The sequence below is a fragment of the Paenibacillus sp. FSL K6-1330 genome (assembly GCF_037976825.1).
Taxonomy (GTDB): Bacteria; Bacillota; Bacilli; order Paenibacillales; family Paenibacillaceae; genus Paenibacillus_AQ.
In genome coordinates this window covers 7,259,616-7,283,079 of sequence record NZ_CP150269.1, presented here as the reverse complement: position 1 = coordinate 7,283,079, position 23,464 = coordinate 7,259,616, and the positions used below count along the sequence as shown (strand labels likewise).

Annotated in this window: 9 protein-coding genes; 4 read left to right on the top strand and 5 right to left on the bottom strand. The window is 48.4% G+C overall.

Features of this window, described 5'->3' with window-relative positions; genetic code table 11:
• The first annotated feature begins 5 nt into the window (after positions 1 to 5).
• The 3 genes from NYE54_RS33155 to NYE54_RS33145 all read left to right on the top strand — a co-directional run bounded on the left by NYE54_RS33155 (position 6) and on the right by NYE54_RS33145 (position 7,901).
• Positions 6 to 1,526: an ABC transporter substrate-binding protein gene (locus tag NYE54_RS33155; RefSeq protein ID WP_339268983.1), complete on the top strand. Its 1,521-nt coding sequence runs from the start codon at positions 6 to 8 to the stop codon at positions 1,524 to 1,526.
• Between the two features lie 94 nt (positions 1,527 to 1,620).
• Entirely contained in the window at positions 1,621 to 4,401 is a 2,781-nt protein-coding gene (locus tag NYE54_RS33150; RefSeq protein ID WP_339268981.1) for a discoidin domain-containing protein, read from the top strand.
• A gap of 362 nt (positions 4,402 to 4,763) precedes the next feature.
• Positions 4,764 to 7,901: an ATP-binding protein gene (locus NYE54_RS33145; RefSeq protein WP_339268979.1), complete on the top strand. Its 3,138-nt coding sequence runs from the start codon at positions 4,764 to 4,766 to the stop codon at positions 7,899 to 7,901.
• A 108-nt stretch (positions 7,902 to 8,009) separates the two neighbouring features.
• Here the strand turns inward: NYE54_RS33145 and NYE54_RS33140 are convergent, their stop codons facing one another.
• Entirely contained in the window at positions 8,010 to 9,803 is a 1,794-nt protein-coding gene (locus NYE54_RS33140) for a hybrid sensor histidine kinase/response regulator transcription factor (RefSeq protein WP_339268978.1), read from the bottom strand.
• Positions 9,804 to 10,094: 291 nt separating this feature from the next.
• On the opposite strand from NYE54_RS33140, the gene NYE54_RS33135 reads away from it, so the two are divergent.
• A complete protein-coding gene (locus NYE54_RS33135; RefSeq protein ID WP_339268976.1) occupies positions 10,095 to 12,254 on the top strand; it encodes a serine hydrolase domain-containing protein in 2,160 nt (719 codons plus the stop codon).
• A gap of 114 nt (positions 12,255 to 12,368) precedes the next feature.
• On the opposite strand, the gene NYE54_RS33130 is transcribed toward NYE54_RS33135, so the two are convergent.
• The 4 genes from NYE54_RS33130 to NYE54_RS33115 all read right to left on the bottom strand — a co-directional run bounded on the left by NYE54_RS33130 (position 12,369) and on the right by NYE54_RS33115 (position 23,046).
• Positions 12,369 to 13,064: an aquaporin gene (locus NYE54_RS33130; protein ID WP_339268974.1), complete on the bottom strand. Its 696-nt coding sequence runs from the start codon at positions 13,062 to 13,064 to the stop codon at positions 12,369 to 12,371.
• 168 nt (positions 13,065 to 13,232) lie between these two features.
• The gene (locus tag NYE54_RS33125; RefSeq protein WP_339268972.1) at positions 13,233 to 16,655 is read right to left on the bottom strand and encodes an S-layer homology domain-containing protein; all 3,423 of its coding nucleotides are present in this window, start codon (positions 16,653 to 16,655) and stop codon (positions 13,233 to 13,235) included.
• Positions 16,656 to 16,926: 271 nt separating this feature from the next.
• Positions 16,927 to 18,432 carry an acetylhydrolase gene (locus NYE54_RS33120; RefSeq protein ID WP_339268970.1) on the bottom strand — a complete coding sequence of 502 codons (1,506 nt, stop codon included), beginning with the start codon at positions 18,430 to 18,432 and terminating at the stop codon, positions 16,927 to 16,929.
• Between the two features lie 201 nt (positions 18,433 to 18,633).
• On the bottom strand, positions 18,634 to 23,046 hold the full coding sequence (locus NYE54_RS33115) for an isopeptide-forming domain-containing fimbrial protein (RefSeq protein WP_339268968.1): 4,413 nt from the start codon (positions 23,044 to 23,046) through the stop codon (positions 18,634 to 18,636).
• Positions 23,047 to 23,464 lie beyond the last annotated feature (418 nt).

The following is a 23,464-nucleotide window of genomic DNA, read 5'->3' as shown; positions in this document are numbered from 1 at the left end:
AACACATGTTTAAGAAAAAGGTTTCTATACTGTCCCTTGCTCTTGTGCTTCTGCTGACGGTCGTATTGTCGGCTTGTGGCAGCAAGGAAGGCACTAAGTCGAGCGAACCCTCGAAGGAAGGGGCAGCCGTTCAAAGCGACGGTACAGTCGATGTATCCAAGCTGGATCCGGTCAAACTGAAAATGTACATGATCGGGCCGAACCAGAAGGATCTTCCCGTGGTTCAAGAGGAGATCAATAAATATCTGACGGAAAAAATCAATGCAACGATCGAGATTAGTATGATCGACTGGGGCGATTACAGCCAGCGGATGCAGGTTATTACAAGCTCCGGCGAGAATTACGATATCGCCTTCACTAGCTCATGGGCGTTCGATTATCTCCCAAATGCAGCCAAGGGCGCGTTTAAGCCGCTGAATGACCTGCTTGATCAATATGGAAAAGGCATTAAGGAAACGCTGGATCCTCGTTTCTTGGAAGGAACGAAGGTCAACGGCGTGAACTATGGCATCCCGGCCAACAAGGAATTGGCACAACAGTTTGTATGGCGCTTCAATAAGAAGTATCTGGATAAGTACAACCTGGACATTTCCAATGTAACGACGCTTGAGGATCTCGAGCCGCTTCTGAAAACGATTAAAGAGAGCGAGCCTGCAGATATTACACCGCTTGCTGTACCGAAAGGCTTTAAGCCGTACTTGCCGGTTGATTTCCCGCTTGGTGATGAAATTCCGATCGGTATGTACCTTGACACCAAAGACTTTAAATTTGTGAACCTGTTGGATTCACCTGAACTGAAATCGGCTCTGACCACGATGCGCAAATACTATAAAGCGGGTTATGTGCGCGAGGACGTAGCGACGCTGGATGGCATTGATAACATCAAAACCGGCAAATGGCTCGTGGACCGCGAGATTACCCAGCCATACGCAGAGCTCGGCTGGTCCAGAAACGCGAAATATGACATTGTGACGAGACCGATGCATGATCCTGTCATTTACACCAGCTCCGCAGCAGGCTCAATGATGGCGATTTCTTCTTACTCCAAAAATCCGGAGCGGGCGATGATGTTCTTGAACCTGCTTAACACAGATGTGAAACTCCGGAATATGATTCAATACGGTTTGGAAGGAACGCACTACAAGAAGCTTGAAGAGCCGTACATCGAGGATATGCCTGCTATGCAAGAGAGTTATGCTATGCCTGGATTTGCGCTCGGCAATATGTTCCTGACGTACCTTCATGAAGGTGAGCCTAAGGACAAGTGGGAAGCATTCGAGAAATTTAACAGCTCCGCTGTAGTAGCTCCTACGTTTGGCTTTAACTTTGATACGGCTCCGGTAAAAACGGAAGTTGCGGCTATCACGAACGTAGCGAAGGAATTTATTCCTGCACTGTATACCGGCTCCATCGATCCTGAAGAATACTTGCCAAAAGCAAAACAAAAGTTCCAGGATGCCGGAATTGACAAAGTTATCGCTGAAGCTCAAAAGCAGTTTGATGAGTGGAAAGCTCAAAACAAGTAATCCATAAAAAGGGTATGAGGGGTAGAAACGGCTGATCTTCATGGCCGTTTCTCTCTGTCATATCTAGAAATCATAAACATAGGAGGTTGTTCCATTGAAACGAATCAAACCGGATTATTTAACGAAAGCCCAGTGGAAACGCAGAATGACGGTATGGATGAGCACGGCAGTGCTGGCCGCGTCCCTGACGGGTTTTGCTGGAGAAGCAGAAGCAGCACAGCCTCACTCGTCATACTGGTATCCGAACACGCTGCTGGAATGGTCGCCGTCTAAGGATAAGGATGCGCTTTTTAACCGGGGAACGGTGAAGCTGGAAGATCAGCGTATCCAGGGCAATAAGGTAAACCGCAATGCCAAGGAGGAAGTGAAGGTTTTATCGATTGCTTCCATGTATCCAAGCACAAGCGGAGCGCCCTCCCAAGGCTCGGAGAAGTTCCATACCTATACGTTCAGTAACTGGCAGTATATCGACAAGCTGGTGATGTGGGGCGGCTCGGCAGGGGAAGGATTGATCGTTCCGCCAAGCGCCGATGTGATCGATGCGGCTCACAAGAATGGTGTACCTGTTTTTGGAACCGTTTTCTTACCGCAAACAGAGCATGGAGGCAAGATCCAATGGCTGCATGATCTGTTAAAGCAGCGGGAGGACGGATCCTTCCCCGTGGCAGACAAACTGATTGAGGTTGCAACGTATTACGGATTTGACGGCTGGTTTATCAATCAGGAAACTCAGGGAGGAACGCCAGAGGATGCCGCCAAAATGGCTGAATTTTTAACGTATCTTCAGCAGAAAAAAGCGCCGGGCATGGAAGTGATCTGGTACGATTCCATGATCAAGGAGGGACCGGTGAAGTGGCAGGGGGCCTTGACGGATAAGAACGAGATGTTCTTCCAGGCGGGAAATCAGCGGGTTTCCGACAATATGTTTATCGATTTCCGCTGGCAGCACAAGGATGAGAAGAACGGCAAATACGATTACATCACGCCGTTCTTAAATTCTCCGGCTAAAGCGGCGGAGCTTGGTCGAAGCCCGTATGATCTATATGCTGGCATCGATGTGGAGGCGAACGGCTACGAGGGCAAATTCAATTGGCCGGTTGTGTTCCCGGAAGGCAAGAAAGCTACAACCTCCCTTGGCATTTACCGTCCGGATTGGGCGTTTAACAGCTCCGAAACCCATGAGGAGTATATGAAAAAGGAGCAGGTTTTCTGGGTGGGACCTGGAATGAATCCGGCCCATACCTCGCAGCCTGAAGGGACCGATCCGCTTGGCTGGAGAGGGATTGCGAATGATGTGGTTGCCCAGACCGTGCTCACTGACTCCGAATTTGTCACCCATTTCAATACCGGCAACGGCCATATGTTTGCAGTGGACGGCAAAGTGATGCGGAGTAGCGACTGGAGCAACCGGAGCCTGCAGGATATTTTGCCGACCTGGCGCTGGATCACGGAACTAAGCGGCAAGGGTGAAGCCCTCAAGCCTGGATTTGATTTTAGCAAATCCTACTACGGAGGCAGCTCGCTTCAGGTGGCGGGTGACGTAAGCAAAGGCTCATCTACTCATATCAAGCTGTATAAGGCGAATATCCCGGTTGAAGCGACGACGGAAGTATCGCTTGTCTATGCGGACAATGCGAAGGACGCCAAGGTAAAGATCGGTTTGGCATTCTCCGATGCGCCGGATAAGTATGAATTTTTCGAGCCTGGCAAGTGGACCGCCACGGGCGCGGATCAGGATTGGAAGCAGGGAAGCGTCAAGCTGAACAAGTATAAAGACCGCACGATCGTGGGAATCTCGCTTCAATTCGAATCTGCCGCGGACATAGCGGGTTATCGGGCCAATATCGGCAAACTGGCCGTTACGCGGGTGAACGATCAGGCGAAGAAGCCGCATCAGGTGACCGGTCTGCAGGTCATCGAGAACGATTTCCGTGACGGAATATATGGTGATGCGCGGTTGTCTTGGAAGGCACCGAAACAGGCTGAGGACGTGATGTACTACCAGGTGTACCGGGTTCATCCGGACGGCAAGTACGAGTTGATGGGCATGACGGGGAATACTGTGTATTACGTGCCGGAAATGAAGCGGAAGCTGAAAGAGCAGTCAACCAAAATGGTCGTGATTCCGGTAAACCGTCATTACGAACAAGGAAAAGCATCGTCGGTAAGCTTTGACTGGCCGGAATATCCGAAGCCGGTTGCAGCCTTCGAGGCGGATAAAACACTGATCGCACCGGGAGAAACGGTACAATTCACGGATCTTTCCTCGGAAGTGACGGAGTCCTGGAGCTGGAGCTTCCCGGGTGGACAGCCAGCGTCCAGCACGGAGCAGAATCCTAAAGTGACGTATCCGGAGGAAGGAACGTACGAAGTGACGCTGACCGCTAAAAATAGCGTTGGCGAGGACTTGGTCCGGAAGAAGCTCATCACAGTTACACGGGAAGCAGAGAATGGCGTTGGCAACCTTGCCCTTGGCAAGAAAACGTCAGCATCCAGCTTCGTGAATGAGAAGGAAGCACCTCAATTTGCGGTGGACGGTAATACGGCTACCAAATGGTGTGCTGTCGGAGACGGGCCTCATTCGATGACGGTGGACTTGGGAGCCGAGTTTAAGATCAGCGAATTCGTGATCAAGCATGCGGAAGCCGGAGGCGAGCCGGCCGCGTTCAATACGCGGGCATTCTCCATTCAGGTAAGCTCGGACGGCAAGGAATGGAAGGATGCGGTATCGGTCAAAGACAATACGAAAGCGGTCAGCCGCCATGCCATCGAACTGACCTCCGCACAGTACGTGCGTCTTCAAGTAGAGAAGTCAACACAAGGCGGGGATACGGCAGCGCGGATTTATGATTTTGAGGTACTGGGCTTGAAATAATTCGGATTACGAGAAAGAGCGTTTCCCTTGAGTGGGGGAACGCTCTTTTTTGGTTGTCTATACAGTTTGGCTCCTTTCATAGAATCGCCGTTAAGGCTCTAGGCCAGCGTGTATAGATTTTGTATAGATAGGGTTGTTAACCTGATGTAGGACACGATTTGGATGTTGCGCAATTGACGCGGGCCGTAAGAGCACTGATTGCAAGGCTGCTGAGATTGACCATCTTGGTCGATATATAATGAAGCAACGCAAACAACCATTGATGGCATTGAAGTCGTCAATGGTTGTTCTTTCATATCTATTTGGAACCGTAAATGATGGAGCAGTGCCTATATTAGAATGGATTAGGAGAGGAATACTTCTTGGCAAACGACTCACCAAAATACCAAATGAAAAAGAGTCATATGATCTTGTTAATAGGGATATTGTTAGTCATTCTATCGAGCCTGCGCATGTTGTGGATGGAATTGTTGCCTCATCAAGAGCAGGTGTCCATTACGAATGGGCAATTGGATTTGCGTGATTGGAATGCTGAAAATGGCGGCATTCTCTTGCTTGATGGTCAGTGGGAGTTTTATCCCTCGCACTGGTTGCTGGATGATAGCGGGCAGGATGTATCAGGGGAGCTGGAGCCCAGACTGATTTCGGTTCCGGGAGGATGGAATGAGGCTCTGCATGGTGAAGAGTCAACTTCCTATGGATTTGGGACCTATCGACTGCGTATTCTTGTAAATCCGGAGAACGACATGAATTATAGTATTCGTGTATCCAACGTGCGTACTTCATCCGAAGTATACGTAAATGGCCGGTTGCTTGCCAAATCCGGTCGGGTAGCGGAAACGAAGGATGAATATACGGCGAAGAACCTGCCTTATTCTGCAAGCTTTACGGCAGACGACAACGGCGTCATCGAAATGGTGATTCAGGCGGCAAATTATGTGGATAGTCGGAGCGGCGGCATTGCCAGGTCCATTAAATTCGGTTCGGAAGCAGCCATTGGGAAAGAAATGAAACTCTCCGTTTCCATGCAGACGCTGGGAGCTATCCTATTTTTGATGCATTCGGTTTATGCGCTTATTTTATTTTTACTGGGAAATAGGGAAAAGAGGCTGCTTTATTTTTCTTTGCTGACCTTGTGCGTAACCCTTTCGAGTGTATTGAGTACGGATGAGAAGTTGTTCCATCAATTATTCTACATCGGCAGCGATTGGGATTTTCGGCTGTCCAATGCGGCGTTCATGATTGGATGCTATGCGTTGCTGGAATGTACCACTCATCGCGAACTCCCTTATTGGAGCAGGGTTTATCCTGTTTATAATGTGATGATTATTGGGACTGCCGGCTTGACCTTGTTCTTGGCTCCACCTCAGGTGATCATGCTCTTCCCAGTTTATTTTCTATTGGGCTTTACCACAGCAATCATCACGATCATTGCCATCGTAAAAAAGGTAATCAGGGGTATCAAAGACCATCTGTTACTACTTTTCTCCATGCTTGCGCTGGTCCATCATTTCCTTTGGGCGCTAATCTTGCGGGAAAGCGCTTTGAGCGTTGCCCATTATCCGTTTGATCTGATTTTTTCGATGGGATGCTTGGCCGCCGTATGGTTTAAGGGGTATTTCAACATGCATGCTAACACCAAGGAGATTGCCGCAACCTTGCAAAGAGTGAATGACCATAAAGATCAATTTTTGGCGAATACGTCTCATGAATTTAAAAATCCGCTTCATAGCATCCTTAACATGTCACAGTCCGTTTTGAACAGGGAAGGACATTTGTTACAGGATCGAAGTGTCAAGGAGCTCGAAACGGTACTATCCGTAGGACGTCGGCTAACACTTATATTAAATGATTTGATTGATGTGATGAGTCTGCGGGAAGGCAACCCACGTTTGCAGAAAAAAGTCATATCGATTCAGCCGATCATAACGGGAGTCATTGATATGCTGCAATTTAATGCAGAGGTGAAGTCTGTCAACATTGTAAATCAAATTCCTGAGGATTTTCCACCGGTCATTGCGGATGAGAACCGGGTGATTCAAATCGTTTTCAATTTGCTTCATAATGCCGTGAAGTATACGAATGAAGGTATCATTTCAATTCAGGCTCTGGCAGAGGACGGAAGAGCGTATGTTGTTATTGCTGATACCGGGATCGGCATGGATGAGGACATGCTGAAACGCTTATTCCTTCCGTACGAGCAAGCCAGGGCGAGTGAGACCATGATTGAAGGCGGCTTTGGGTTAGGCTTAAGTATAAGCAAGCAGCTCATTGAACTTCATCAAGGTACGTTAGAGGTGTCCTCTGTTTTAGGAGAAGGCTCGAAATTTACATTTTCGTTAAAGCTAGCGGGTTTGAATGCAGAGGAGGAAGAAGATGTTGCCGACTCATTCGAACCCATAACATTACAGGCAGTGTCGACTCAGGAAACAGCCTCAATTGTTCTGGAAAAAGAGGACATTCCGTCAGCGGAAAAACAAACAACCTTTATTGCAATGAATCGTGATCGTCCGCTCTTATTAATTGTGGATGATGATCCTGTTAATCTGCAAGTGCTCGAAGCCATACTCCAGCCTGACGATTATGATGTAACGATGGCAACGAGCGGTAAGGAAGCATTGGCTATGCTGGACACGAAGGAATGGGATCTGGTCATCACCGATATTATGATGCCGCAGATGTCGGGATATGAGCTGACACGAAGAATTCGAGAGCGGTATACACTTACCGAGCTCCCAGTGCTGCTCCTTACCGCAAGAAGCCAGCCGAAGGATATCCAAAGCGGTTTTGTCGCAGGAGCAAACGATTATGTGACAAAGCCGGTGGAAGCATTAGAAATCAGATCGCGGATTGAAGCGCTGACGACGATTAAACAAACGGTACGAGAACAATTGCGATTGGAGGCGGCATGGCTGCAAGCGCAAATCCAACCTCATTTCTTATTCAATGCATTAAGCGCCGTAACCGCTCTAAGTGACATTAATTTGGACAAGATGCGTCATTTGCTTGATGAGTTCAGCAATTTTTTGAGGTATAAATTTAGATTCCAAGATACGGATGGACTTGTTTCGATCAAAGAGGAGTTAAGTCTAGTGCGCTCATATCTATACATCGAAAAGGTCCGGTTTGATGAGCGGCTACAGGTCGTTTGGGAGGTGGATGACTGCGAAGAGTTAAAAGTTCCTTTCCTCTCGATCCAGCCTTTGGTTGAAAATGCCATAAGACATGGCATTATGAAGCGCACTCGCGGAGGGGAAATACATATTCGAATTTCTGTCCATGACACGCTTACAGAGATAACGGTTCAAGACAATGGGATCGGAATGGACGAAGTTCAATTGCAACGGATATTGGAAAGGAAAGCAGACCGTAGCTCAGGAGTCGGCCTGATCAATACGCATCAGCGCTTAAAGCGGCACTTCGGAACAGGGCTCCAAATAAAAAGCACATTAGGTAAGGGGACCAAGGTAACTTTTTACGTGCTCAGCGAAACGAAGTAAATGCATTTTTATATGCTAAAAAAAGCCGCAGCATTGAAGGTATTGAAGCTGCGGCTTTTTTTTCGTTACCGGGGTTTCTGCACCGGTGAACTTTATCTCAAATAGTGCCTACACGATATTCTCGGATCGCGCCATTTGTATGGCTTCTTCCCGGTTGTTGACACCTAGCTTGGAGTAGAGAATCGAGCAGTAGTTGCGGATCGTACCCTCCGATAAAAATAGCTTGGCGGCGATCGACTTGTAGCGCAGTCCGCTCGATAGATTCTCCAGAATCTCCATCTCGCGTTTCGTAAGCCCGTACGGGTAGTTTTCCTGACTTGAGCCGATTCGTTCCAGCTGCTCACGTTGACGCTTCATCTCTTCGAATACTTGTGCGGCGACCGATTGGTCGATCCAGGTTCCTCCGTTATAAATAAGTTTCAAGGCCTCCTTCATTTCCCGCGGATGAATCGACTTCAGGATGTAGCCTTCCGCCCCGTGCTCCAATGCAGTTGCTGCCTGCAAGGAATCCTCAAACGTTGTCATGAGCACAACCTTCATATTAGGCCATCGCTGTTTCATCTCAAGTAAAGCTTCAAGTCCGCCCATTCCCTGCATTCGAATATCCATTAACACGATATCCGGTTGGGTTCGCTCACAATGCTCCAATGCTTCCCGTCCGTCCCCAGCCTTACCCACGACGATAAACTCGGCATGCTGTTCCAAATTATGCTTTAAGCTGTCCGTGATGATCGCCTGGTCATCAACGATCAGCAGGCGGATCGTGTCATGTACAGGCTCTGTCTGCAGCGGAATGTTACATATGACGATAGTTCCTTGCCCAGACCCGGAATGGACGGACAGCGTGCCGTTAAATAATTCAAGGCGTTCCTTCATCCCATGGAGCCCAAATCCGAATTGGATGTTATCCATTCCAATGCCGTTATCTTCGATCTGTAATCGAAGCTGCTGACTATCGAAATGCAGCTGAACGGTTATCACGCTCGCCTGGCCGTGCCGAACGGCGTTGGTTAGAGACTCTTGAAGGCAGCGATATAGACTAAAGTTTATTTTTTGTATAACGAGAGTCTCACTTCCGATCACACGGAAATGGACGGTTATGCCTGTCGATTTCATAAACGAATCGCTTAACTGCCACAGCGATTCACTTAACGAATGGCTTAACGTGGTATGAGAGAGCTTGTGTAGATGCTTTCGGATATCCTCCAGACTGTGCTGTGCGATACCGACAAGCGAATCAATTCTCTCGATTTGCGAATCCGGTACGGATGATCGGAGTGATTCAACGCCGACGATGAGCGACGTAAGCGAATGGCCGATTGTGTCATGCAGCTCATGTGACAGCCGGCTGCGCTCCTCCATCAGCGTAAGCTCCTCGATCCGCTTAATATGCTGCTCCAGCAGCAGCTTCTGTTCTTGAATAATTCGGGATTGCTTATGGGACTGAATTAATATATTAAACGCGAAGCCGATGGCAAATCCAAGGCTGCAGTTAACGATAAACTCGTACGGGAGGCGATCAGCAATCCAACCGTTCAAGATCGGGAATATGATTCCACAGAGGATTCCTGTCCACACAGAGCTTTTTCGACTGCTCGTCAAGCTGATAATCATCACGAATAGAACGAAAGACCATAACAATTCCGGCGCTGCGTAGGCTAAATAGAGATGGAACAAGCCCGCTGTTGCGACTTCGACTGCAAGATACCGTTCTTCTTTTTTGTAGCGTACCGTTAGCGGAATGAGGTAAACGGCTAAAGCAAGCGAAAGTACAGCCCCAACCGGCGCATCGATCAATGACGGATTGACAAAAGCAGTGCTTACGATAATAACCAGCCACAGCGTTCGTAGGGCCACAAGTAACCCATCATACCAGAACCATTTTTTCATTATGGAGAACACGGATTATGCACACCTGCTTGTATATATTTGCAAACCAATTTCCAAATAATTCAGACCTATCATGCACCATAACATCTCGATCAGTCAAGCAATGGAGGAGGTTGATAGAACTTGGCTGCAGCCAGCACGTCACATGAACCGTTGACACTTTGTCATACGGGATATGTGACAGGTCCAAGTATGGTGTCATCCAAAGCTTGGCGGTTTTATCACTGTCCGATTTAACAACTTCGGAGGTAGGGTGAAGGAGTAAAGCAACACAACATTCCAAAATCATAGGAGCGATGCATTATGAAATCATTCACCACGCAAAAAGGAGCTGCGCTAACTTTAACTGCCATGTTGGCGGGTACACTGGTATTCCCGGCTTATGGAACTGTACATGCGGCAGTTAAGACACCAACCCAACAAGCAATCGATAAAGCTGCCAATGCCGACCATATTCCGGGCGTTATTGTTACCGTAAAGAAAGGAACGGCGAGCTGGTCTTATGCCTCCGGTGAAGCGAATATCGAAAGGAACCATAAGGTGGACGCCGACTCTGCTTTCCGGATTGGAAGTACAACGAAGACGTTTGTTGCTACGGTTGCCTTGCAGCTTGCTGGCGAAAAGAAGCTAAGCCTTGATGATACGGTGGAGAAATGGCTTCCGGGACTTCTACACGGCAATGGGTATGACGGAAGTAAGATTAAGATTCGCCAATTGTTGAATCATACAAGCGGACTTCCAGACTATTTGACTCCCGAGCTCAGGACTCAATTACTCGCAAATCCAGGCGAGAATTATACAGCCGAACAGTTGATTGCCCGCGCCTTGGAGCTAAAGCCCGTAACAGGCTGGTCATATTCAAACACGAATACGGTTATTATGGGGCTCATTATCCAGAAGGTCACCGGGGAAACGTATACGGAGCAGATTAAGAAAAGAATTATTGAACCGCTTCAACTTAAAGAAACGTTCCTCCCCGGCAGTTCAGCGGATATTCCGAAAAAAAATGCTCGCGGCTACCTGGACACGGGAGATAAATTAGTAGATATTACGCTACTTAACCCATCGTTTACTAATGCCGCCGGGGAGATGATCTCGACAGGGGAAGATATGACGACGTTTTTCCATGCCTTACTTGGCGGCAAGCTGTTGACACCGGAGATGAAGAAGGAGATGCTGACCAGCACAGCCGATTCTCCATTTGGGCCGTATGGACTTGGCATACATCAAACAAAGCTGCCTAACGGCACTGGCGTATGGGGACATGGCGGAGGTATTCCTGGATTTACCAACTTTGCTGGCGGAACGGAAGACGGTGAACATGTGATCTCGATTAATATTAATGTACTGGGAGACGTGGAGAAACATATCAACAATATTTTAGCGTCGGAATTCGCAGTAGAAGCCAAAAAAGAACTCACGGAAAAGGAAAAGAAAAGTAAACATAGGGAAGATGTCAAACGCGTCATGGACGAAGTGGTAACAAGTAAACGCGTCCCAAGTGTCGTGGCTGGTGGGCTGCAGGATGGGCAACGCTGGTCCTACGCTACAGGTACAGCCAGTTACGAAGTACCAAGCCGGGTAGAACCGGATTTTTCCTTCCGTATTGGAAGCATCACGAAGACGTTCACCGCTGCCGTTGTATTGCAGTTGGCTGAGGAGAAACAATTAAATTTGGATGATTCGGTAGAACAATGGCTACCGGGGGTCGTAAAGGGTAACGGGTATGACGGCAACCAAATTACGATTCGTCAGTTGTTGAACCATACAAGCGGAATTGCGAGCTATACAGATGATGATATGCGAGACATGACTTTGCCTCAAAATCCATTCCGTTATTATTCCGTTAACGAACTCCTCCACTTGGCACTTGCAAAGCCGCCTGTATATGCGCCAGGGAAAGGCTGGAACTATTCCAACACTAATACATTGCTAGCCGGTCAAATTATTCAGAAGGTCACCGGGGATACCTATGCGGAGCAGATCAGGAAACGGTTCATCGAACCGCTCGGGCTGACGGAGACATTCGTCATGGAAAACAGCTCCTATATTCCAGGTAAGCATGCCAGAGGATATAATATGGACAGATCGGGTCATATGTATGATTTGACTGAAATGAATCAATCATGGGCAAATGCTGCCGGTGACATGGTTTCAACAGTCAAGGATCTGACCACTTTCTTCAGTGCGCTGTTGGGCGGCGAGCTTCTGAATCAAGAGATGATGGACCAGATGTTCACGGCAGTAGATTCACCTATCGGTAAATTCGGCCTAGGGATTTATGAAGGAAAAACATCGGACGGGCAATCCTATTGGGGGCATGCTGGCGGAACTTTCGGATTTGAGACGAGAGCCTTCGGACCTGTAGGAGGAAAGCATATTTTAGTAACAGCCATCAACTCGGTAGCCCCGGAAGTCGCGGAGGCTCACGATAAAATATTCAATAAGGAGTTTGGACGTTAAGTTAAAAGCCGACATCGCGCCCTTTATTCGAGGGCCGATGCCGGCTTTCTTGTCGTGTTGCCGTCTATTCATGGAATTGGGAACGCATGAAAGGCGCCACTTATGCTCAACATGTTACACTTGTTTCCCCTTAGGCTTGCTGTTCAGCAGCTGGTATACAGCAACGGCCAGCGCTGAGCCGGCAAGCGGAGCGATAAGAAACACCCACACTTGGGATAACGCCTGCCCGCCAAGCAGAAGTGCCGGTCCCAGACTTCTTGCAGGGTTAACGGATGTTCCCGTTAAGGCTATGCCTAAAATATGTACGAAAGCGAGTGTCAGTCCGATCACAAGGCCGGTTACATTTCCGTTGCTCTCCGTAGAGGTTACGCCCAGAATCGTGTAAATAAATACGAAGGTTAAAATGATTTCGACAACGAATGCCATAGCGGTTGAAATCCCGATCCCGTACCCAGGGCCGAAGCCATTCTGACCGAGCCCCGTCGTGGGCATGCCCGCGGAGGCAATGATGGCGTAAAGAATAGCGGCGCCCGCAATCGCACCGGCGATTTGCGAAACAACGTACCCGATGAAGTCGGCACCCGTTAGCTTACGTCTAATTAGCATGGCAAGTGAAACCGCCGGATTGATATGACATCCTGAAATCGGACCGATGACGTAGGCCATCGCCACGATAGACAGCCCGAATGCCAATGCGATTCCCAAATTGCCGAGCTCTCCTCCCGCCGTAGCGGCACTGCCGCAGCCGAACAGAACCAGCACCAAGGTTCCAATGAATTCGGCAGCGTATTTTTTGAATGACGCGTTCATAATCTACCTCCTAAATAATTTAAAATCGATTCTCATTATAAATGAGGTAAATAGACAAAAACTGAACATAGTGTAGGAGGATGTTGGATTATCCAACAAAAAATGACCCGCAAGCGATCACTTTTTCCAAAAGTGCCTCATGCGGGTCATTGACTCATACTTATTGATTTAATCGATTAAATGGGTAACTTGCAACAGACGCTGCATCAAGGCTACCGTCTCAGCCCGCGTCATCGTGGATTTCGGAGTTACCCCCTTATCTCCACTTCCTTGGACAATATCTGCTGACAGCAAGGTTGCTACGGAAGGTCGGGCCCATCTTGCTACTTGGGACGCATCTTCATAGCCTGCGAGCAGTCTGCTAATTTCTGTTTCGCTAATTGCATGGCCTGGCTTGATCAATTGATAACCTCGAGCGATCATCGCCATTCCTTCTTCTCTTGTAATCGTCTGGTTCCCACGGAACGCGCCGTCGTTATAACCGAGTACGATGCCGAATTCACTGGCAATCGAGATCGCATTGCGGTACCAGGCGGTTGCCGTGACGTCGTCAAATGTTGTTTTTGGCTCTTCCTGACGCATCAGTCCAAGACCCAATACAACAATCTCCGCAAATTCAGCCCGGGTTACATTTCGATTCGGAGCGAACGTATTGCCACCATTCCCTTGGAGGTCAAGGCGAGCAGAGATGTTGTTCACTTCCGTTTGCGCCCAGTGAGTTCTCACATCATCGAAATCCTGCGGATTCCAGATAACCGAGTACGAACCACTGCTGCGCAAATCATGAATCTGCGCGTAGTAACGATCCCCGATCTTAGTAACTACGGTTGGCAGATGAAATACCGAGCCATCCGGATTGACTACAACGCCTGTCGTAATACGATTCGGGTCGATACCTTCTGGCAGAGCGATATATTTTGGAGCGTATCCGTTCAATTGCCCGGGTTTTACGGTTTTACCATTTTGGCTAAATGTCATTTCCAAGTCGACCGGATCAACCAGCAGCTGGTAGCCCGCCGATGTTGCTTTGTTCTTGGCATTGTTTCTCAAAGTCTCCGAAGAGCGCTTAATGTCGATATGAACTGCGATATCGTTGAGTGCCGCATTGCCCAGCTGCCTGGACACTGAATTCAAGTCCAATTGTTTGCTAGGCACCGGGTAGATAGCTAACGGATTCCCGATGTCAAGGCTTGCTCCCTTATCAGCTAACAAACGAATGTCCGCAGCCGTTAAACCATCAACCTGCATATTTCCATCATTCGGAGATTGAATGGACAGCTTCTGACCTGTTCCATTCGATAATATGTTTCCAAGCTTATCTCTGTTTACCTGTACAGAAGTTTGCTTGTTACCTTCAGAAGTGGTTGTCTTCCCTGTGGCGAACCCACCGTCGTTACCGTTCACGGACGTATTCACGCCAGGGTCGGTTGGGGGTGGTGTAGTCGCAGGCGGCGTAGAAGGAGGTGTAGAAGGCGATGTGCTACCTCCGCTGTTGCCTCCATTATTATTATTGTTGTTGTTATTGTCATTGGACCCTCTGGTGATGGTCAGCGTATATTCCGTCACATTTCCCTGGGAATCCGTTACCTTTACAACAATCGTATTGGTGCCGAATGCTAACGGCAATTCATCACTTGCAGAGCCGTTAGGAATTCCTTGCCATGCTCCGCCATTAAGCGAGATTTCGATTGTGGCGTTCGGATCATATGTCGCCAGCGTTACGGTTGTATTGTATACATCATGGGTCACGGAAGCCTGATAATTGGTTACTGCCCCGTTAAAAGCTGGAGAGATCGCAATCGGTGTTCCATCTCCACGCTTTAGTTCAAGGCCCGACAGCTGTGATTCGTCTGTTGCGTCTACCACAACGTTCTTGGTGTCCGTGGACACTTTGCCGTTTTTCTCTGCCGTTACATTGACTGTGTATTTACCGTCCGTTAAATCAGCGGACGGAGTGAAGCTCCAATTTCCATTACTGTCGACTTCCACTTCGCGGCGCTCAACTACATTGCCGCTCTCATCTGTCAATTCAACGGTGACCTTTGCATCCTTGTCAGCTACACCTTTAAATTCCGGTTTGGCCACGTTGACTTTCTCACCGCTTGGTTCAGTGATCTGTACATTCGGTTTTGTGGTATCTACCGTCACATTTTTCTTGTCCGTGCTTGTCTTGCCGTCCTTTTCAGCAGTCACTTCAACCACATAGTCGCCATCAGGCAGCTCTTGATCAGGTGCAAAACTCCATGTACCATCCGGATTCACTTTGACCTGAGGAGTACCGATAAGGTTGCCGGCTTTATCATAAACAGCTGCGGTGACGGTTGCACCCTTAACGACTTCACCCTTGAATTCAGGCTTGGCTACATATACGGTATCGCCGCTCGGCTCCGTGATTGTAACACGGGGTTTGAGCTGCTCTTGCGCCTCTTTCAGCGCTTTTAGGGCTGCGTCTACCTCGTCTTGGGTTTTACTTTGATCTTTAAGGACCGTATTGGCAGCTTCCAAAGCTTTTTCAAATTCAAGCCATTCTTTCTCAGCATAGTCCTCTTTGTTTAATTGTTCGGCTACCGCTTTTGCTTTTGTAAGCTCGGTAACATTCACAAAAGAAAGGGTCTTCTCGGCACTGATAACAACATTGTTGTCGTCTGGCATGCCGCCGTACTCTACAATGTATCCAGTTACTGAAGGATTGGTTGGAGAGTAATCGTTCCATTTACCCGCTTTATTTCCGGGTCCAAAAATATGGGCGACGAATTCTGTTCCACTATGGTCATTTGGCTCGCCAGCATCCCAGTTGGTATACAAAAGGTCTTTTCCGCTGCCTGTATAACCTTGATAGAATTTCGTGCCTTGTCCGCCGTTCTCCAAGCCTTCCGGCCCCGTTACCCAGCGCCAGTCACCATTTTTTTTAGGTGTGCTTGCATCCCGCTCGATATCTTTTGCACCAAGCCAACCGATACCTAATGTTTTTTCCTTTACAAAGGTATTTTCTTGATCGTTGGTTATAGTGACCAAATACCCTTCCCGTCCAAAATATTCGCTGCTCTCGGCATCAGCCTTTGCCACATCCCAAGTAATTGACGCTTTTTTATCAACATATTTATAAAAATGTCCGTTAGCTTCATAAGGAAGAGCATCACCGAGCGTAAACTGAATCGTTCTTGCTGTTGTCACGCTGGAGGTTGTCGAAAAGGTAACGCTAGACAATACCTTTTTATAGTCTTCAACCGAAGCTGCACCCTTTAATGTAAGGATACCATTGGTAGAATTGTAGTTACCTGTTATACCGCTTGATGGAGATACCTCCAATTTATCCCCAGCTACAAAATTTTCAATAACCACTGTAGCGGCATTCAAGTTTTTCGTGTAGACGGATTCTTGAACCGTAACTGCTGAATCTACAATAACGGGGGGAGTCGTTTTCCCGTTAATCAGATCATAACTGGTGTTACCGTTAGATGTGGTGATTAAAGCCTCCTGTGGTTCAGCAGCACTCACTACATTCGGAGCTAATCCTGCTGGTAAACCACCAATGACCAGGATACTGCTCAGGAATAACGCTGCCTGTTTTTTCTTGAAAAGCTTGATCAAATTTCCCATCCTCTCTGTTCTGATCTCTAACCTATTAAAGGAATTAATAGTCTTTACTCGGTTGTTATTGCTCCTCTATATGGTAGGGTTGAATTTGATGGAATTGTATCACGCAAATCTCTACAAGAACTCTACATCGGCTGTTGCATTTTGCATGAATTGCTCACATAATTGAAAATTCGGACGAATGATGGGTGGGGAAGACGGTTGTTTAAAAGCTAAACCCATAAAGAAACGCCCTCCGTTATTCGAAGGACGTTTCTCTTTCCATTTATTCTCCTTGATAAACCGAGTTCGGATACTTCACTTCCGGGTAGTCTTCAGTAGGACCAGCCAGAAGCTTACTCTCGGTTCCGCGTAAATGCTGGTTAAAAAACTCCAAAAGATAGCGATTGACGATTTCTGCACCCCTTGTTCCATTAATGCTTCTTGTCATGCCGGTTAGTCCGATGAGCGGAGAGTACAGCTGAAGATCAGTGAAGTTATAATGTCCCGTTCCTTCGATATAAATGGTCCGTCCTTGTCCTTGTTGCGATAGGCGGTCCATCAGTTTCAGCTCCAATTCCCGATTCGCCAGAATGTTGTCGAATTGTTCACGTGTTAACCGGAGCTCCTTGAGCTCGGCATCCGTGGCTGGGGTTTTGCGGTACTTCGCCTGCTTCTCGTTTATATTCGTAAACTCTTCCGATTTCATGAACATAAACGGTTTTTTCATGGCATCCCGGTTCTCCGTTATGAACAATGTACCGTCCATATTCACGCCGGCTTTGATTCGCGGGTTGGAATAAACGGCTTCAAAAGCTGCTGCCCCACCGAAGGAATGACCCATCATGCCGATGTTGTCCATATCCAGCATTCCCTTGAATTTGCTGGCGACGGCACCGGAATGCAGCTTCTCCAACTGATCCACGACGAAGGTGATATCCTCGTTCCATACATGTAAAATGGCCCGGCTGTCCTCAAATAACCGATCCTGAGACTGTTCCGTAAGGAAACCGGTCACACGTTTATCTGGAAAAGCGGTCACAACGGTACTATAAGTGTGATCGATGGCGAATACGATATAACCGTGGCTGGCAAGATGTTCAGCCTGCGACGTATGCAAAATTCTGCCGACCCCCATGCCGTGTGACAGCAGTACCATTGGATACGGATTAATCGCCGGATGTAAATCGGTATGGATAGATGAATTGGCCCGGCTGTATTTCCAGTAGTCGAGGGCGGGAGCGGGAAGGCCCAGATATCCGGAATAAGCTTGCATATAGGTATGGAACAGCCCTCTATCTTTAGGGAACACCGTATTCTTCTCTCCGCTTCGACCAGACGCCGCGGCAGGGTACCATACCTGAACGACCAGCTCTCGCTTGTCGCCCTTCTGCTCGGTAAACGTTTCTTCCCGGTCGGCATCGATAAAATGGAACGTTTCCGTCCCTACACTGAACCCACCTGAGGGCTTAGGTAAATGAAAGACGGGCAGCAGCACCGATAAGGCAACCGATACGCCCAGCAAAACAATAGATAGGGCTAATATCATGAAACGCAGCGGTTTCGTGATCTTACTTCGCCTAAATAAGAGGAGGGCGACAAGCAATGCGGCGACGATATAGACTGGGATCATCTGCCACCTATAGCCTTCAAACAGCAGTTGAGCGGCCAACAGTGAACCGCAAGCGATGCCGGCTATAGTCCCTATCTTCCGGTTGATTGTGTTACGGAACAGTGAGACCATCAGCACCAAAACGCAAGATGTGACCAACAACATTTCCAATACTCGCATACGTTCTCTCCCTTGTTGCTCCATTTTCTTTTATCGTAACGGATCAAGGTTAAAACGAACGGCCAGTGCCGTTTAAAAATGGTTTAAATATGGGGTAGTCGTTCGAGTAGAGGATGAATGATTCAGCTCGTTTAAGGGAATTCCGTCAATAAAACAACTGCCCCCCCAAGTTCATTCACTTGGGGGGCAGCTGTTGTTATGCTATACCTTTCTTCTTCTCAACAAAAGTAATCCTGCAAGCAGGATGATGCATCCCGCTACCATGTAGCTATACATATTTGTAGCCGTATTCGGTAATTTATTTCCTTCAGGCTCATTCGTTGCCTGATCTCCAGATTGAGCCGGGTCTTGTGGAGCCGCATCCGATTCGCCTAATGTTGAATCGTTATGATCGTCTGGTGTTTGTGCCCCGGTGTTCGAATCCCCGTTGGAATCTTCATCCGAGTCTTCGTTCGAATTTCCGTTCGGGTCTTCATTCGAATCTCCGTCGGAATCTCCCGTTCCACCCGGGTTCGTATTGTTATCGCCCTCATCGTCCGAAACTACGATGGCATCCGACGGCTTCTCTGGTCTTGCCACGTTATCTCCCGTGACTTCACCGATGTTTTCGATCATTTTACCGGCTTGTCCCGCCTTGACGGTTGCCTTGAACTCGATCGTATGCCATTCGGTATCTGTAATCCGTCCGAAGTTCCCGCTGACTTTGCCGCCAACATATTGGCCTTTGTCTCCATCTGCGTTATCGGTGACGGAGACACCGTCCACCTTCAGGCTGCCTGCTACATACGCCAGCCCTTCCGGAAGGATGTCAGCAATTACGAGGTTTGATACATGGCTGCCGGAAATGGTATTCCGTGCGGAAATCGTATACTCCATCGTATCGCCGACCGCGATGCTTCTGCCATTGGTATCCTTCGACGTCTTCCGTGACTCGATGACTGGGGAAGGCGGAGTCGGTGGTGTTACAGGTGGTGTGACTGGTGGATCTGGATCTACCGGTGGATTCACTGGAGGCGTGACCGGCGGATCGACAGGTGGGTCCACCGGCGGAGTTCCACCGTTCTCAACCACAATCTCATCCGTTGGCCTGCTCGGCTGATCGATGTTATCCCCGGTAATCTCTCCCGTATTTCGGATCGACTCTCCGGCGTTTGCTACGATCTTCGCCCGGAACTCTAGCGTATGCCATTTCGTATCCCATACATCTCCAACGTGACCAACGACCTGACCGGAAGCATATTGGCCTTTGTCGCTATCCTTGTCATCGGTGACGGAAACGCCGTCTACCTTCAAGCTGCCCGGAATATATTCCAAGCCTGCCGGCAGCGTATCGGAGATGACCAGGTTGGCCATATACGTATCGCCTATTACCGTTCTTGTCCGTATCGAATAGATAGCGGTATCGCCGACTTCAAACGTATCCTTGCCCGCTTCGAGGTTCGTTGCGGACTTCTCCGAAACGATGACCGGTTTGCGCGGATAGACCTTAATTTCTTCTTCCGGCGTGCTCGGAACTTGGATATTGTCACCGCTGACCGATGCAATATTTCGTATGTCTTCGCCGGCTTGTCCGGTTTGGATAACGGCATTAAATTCAAGCTTATGCCAATCCATATCCCGGATGTCGCCAAATCCGCCGTAAACGGCGCCGGTTACGTAATGGCCGTTATCGTCGCCTTCATTATCGGTGACGGAAGTGCCGTCTACCTTTAAAGTTCCCGGTACGTATTCCAGCCCTTCCGGCAAGGTATCCGTAATCTTCAAATTCGATATATATGTGTCGCTTGTCACCGTTCTCGTCTGAATCGTGTAGGCAACCGTATCACCGACCTCGAACGTGGCCTTGCCAGCTTCGAGGTTCGTTGCGAACTTCTCTGATTCCAGAACCGGATGGCGTGGGTAGACCTGAACGACTTCCTCGGCTTGGCTCGGCGTGTTGACATTCTCGCCGCCAGCGACAGCGATGTTGCGGATATTTTTTCCGGCTTGTCCAGACTCGATAATCGCATCGAATTCAAGCGTGTGCCAAGCCGTATCCGTGATATCCCCCAATAGGCCGATTACCTGGCCATCGGTATAAAGACCGCCGTCAGCATCTCCTGCGGCATCCGTTACTGAAGAGCCGTCTACCTTCAAGCTGCCCGACACATATTGAAGCCCAGCCGGTATATCGTCTGAGATAACAAGACTGCTGACGAAGCTGTTATCGACCGTGTTCCGTGCCTGAATGGTGTACCGAAGCGTATCGCCGACTTCAGGATGGTCAGGGTCCGTGTTTCCGGCAGCCTTGGTTTGAAGGACGGCCGTTTTGTTGGACTCCAGAACAGGCGGATTGAAACGGACCGGTGTTGTGGTTTCGTTCGATTCCTTGTTTTCCGTATCGCCTGTTAGTAAGTTGTTATAGCTAATTTGTGCCTTGTTATTAATTTGCTGATTGGCGGAGCTCGCTAAAACCTTAACTTTAAATTGCACGGTCACGCCATTTGCCAATTGGCTCTTATTCGCGAGGTTTCCTAATTGAATGCTGACCTTGCTACCGTCGAAGTAACCTTCATCGGTATCGTCTGCATCCGTCAGGTCCTTAGTGGCCGAGCCTTGAATTAATTTCATGGAACCCGGAACGTATTCCGTGCTTTCCGGAATCAGATCCGTCACGCTTGCATCGGCGGCAATGTCTCCGCCTTCGTTCTTGATCTGAATCTCATAGGTTACTTCATCACCGGCATTGACTTCCTGCGGAGATGCAGTCTTGTTGGCCGTCACGCATGGCGTCGTTCCAAGGAAGATGTCATCGATGAAGTTGCCTGCTCCTATGTTTCCGCCAGCTGTACTAACGGCTTCAAAACCGAAGCGGGTTACCGTTTGTCCTGCCGGGACCGTGTAAGTGCCCGTATAGGTTCCCCAAGCGGTGTTTCCATCCGTGATTTGTTGTTGAACTTTGGTATCGTAAGGGTTAGCCGTTGCCGCACCGATGCGAAGCTGCATGGTGTCGACCCCGTACCGCCCCATATGGGATAAACGCCAATAGATGGTTTGTCCAGGCGTTGTCTTCACATCCTGGTACAGCATACCATTGTCAAAAGCATTTAATTCTGCCCACTTCCCCCCATCAGGTGGGGCTGGCCAGCTCTTGACATTTGAAGGAGCATTCCGTGCCCAATCCCATATCTCAATGACTGGATAACCGTTAGCATCATCCGTCGTCTTCCAGCCGGGCACTTCGGATTCATAATAGTAGAGTCCCGACCCATTAACAGCAGTTCCTTTGACAGCGCCTTCTTCAAAGCTGCCGTTAATCATGGCTACTGGAGCAGGACACACAGCTGGAGGAATTGACCCCGACGTAACCGTCGATACGACCTCATTGGATTTAACGGTTCCCGTCTCATTTGAAGACACGGTGGCCGTATTCGTGATCTTGGTGCCGGCAATCGCATCATCTTTTGCCTTCACCTGAAACGTCACAATGGCAGCCTCGTCCTCTCCAACAAATAAGGAACCATCTATGGCCGACCTGCCAGGAGACTTAACGAGCATCCCTTCATTGGCAAACAAAGGGCTCGTTCCGTTTAGATCCGCGACCTCTTCGGCATTCAACGTCGTGCTGTCCGGAATATACTCCGTACCCTCTGGGAGCACATCCTTCAATACGGTGCCGCTTGCGGAGACATTTCCGTTATTCGTCACTTTCAGCGTGTACGAAAAGGATTGCCCCGGATTGATCTCACTGCTTTTATCTGAACCGTCGATCGATTTTTCAACATTCAGCTTCGGTGCATATGTAGGATATGCTCCTGAAGCAAGATCCCAAAGCATATTAATTCCCGGGACCTGCCCCACCAAAGTCAGTAAATTGTTTTCCGGATTGCCTACATACAAAGTTCCGTAAGCATCCGAAATCAGTAATTTTCCATCCGACAGCATACTGATACCGCTTCCCCATGTAATGGGGTTGGAACCGTCCGCCAGTTGGAATTTACCAAGGACCTGATTCTCCGACGTTTCAGGATTCATTCTGACAAAGGCTTCGTCGCCGGCTCGAATATAATAGATAGATCCTTCCTGATCATATACGAGATCACGTATATCTGTATCTAAACTTGTAAGCGTAGATATATTCAATGTATTCAAATCCAGATTCCGAATCTCACGTTCGGTTACTCCCGAGACGGTTCTCTGAACATTGAACGTGAATTTCGTACCGTCAGGGCTTACTCCTCCAGCACCGACTACTATCCACCCGTTGTTCGTTGCGGCCAGGATACTCGTTCCATCGGGCATAATTTTATGGATTTCTCCGGTACTGGGCTTAAGACCATAAAAAACACCGTTTTTTCTATCCAAACCTATCCCGTCAAAAATGCCATTGATGGTGATGGATCCTGTTGGGTTACCCGATGGCGATTGTCCATCAAACTGATAAATGAACAGAGAGTTGTTACTATCTCTGACCGTCGCATAGGAGTCGGTATCATTGATGGTTATTCCTCCTGCAGCCTGAACCGGTATTGTCAAACCAGGCTGTAACCCGCCAAGGATAACCAAAAAGACGGAAAATTGAATGAAAAACTGTTTAAGTATGTTCTTTCTTGCTGCCGAGCGGATAGAATGCAATTTTGTCTCCCTCCAATCGTTATGTTTCGAATCACCGGAGCTTTAGTGCGATATGCTCATCTCCTGTTTCCGGCACCACTCCTTTTATCTCCAAATTTATACAATTTCCCGTCAAGTATAAGCTAGCAACCATTTATCGACAATATTCCCGGAGTACCATATATAACCAGCAAAAAATGGACGTTTGGCCCATACTTTATTCGACAAAAAACTACAAAGATGTCATGCTAAAACAGGCTGTCTTTATAGGTAGTTGGTCTCCGGACGGTTTCAATTGATAACGTTGGAATTACTTTGCCAGTGGGGGGCAGTGGTTGGTCTCAGCCTAAACCTAATATAGGCTCAGGTGAAGCAAATCCATAGAACAGAGGGGTGGATTACCACTAGGGGGATACATTACTTTTGGCTTATTATGTTG

What these genes read in the sequence shown, in the direction of transcription:
- NYE54_RS33155 (WP_339268983.1), top strand. Translation starts at nt 6, where the DNA reads ATGTTTAAGAAAAAGGTTTCTATACTGTCCCTTGCTCTTGTGCTTCTG.
- NYE54_RS33130 (WP_339268974.1), bottom strand. Translation starts at nt 13,064, where the DNA reads ATGAACGCGTCATTCAAAAAATACGCTGCCGAATTCATTGGAACCTTG.
- NYE54_RS33120 (WP_339268970.1), bottom strand. Translation starts at nt 18,432, where the DNA reads ATGCGAGTATTGGAAATGTTGTTGGTCACATCTTGCGTTTTGGTGCTG.
- NYE54_RS33135 (WP_339268976.1), top strand. Translation starts at nt 10,095, where the DNA reads ATGAAATCATTCACCACGCAAAAAGGAGCTGCGCTAACTTTAACTGCC.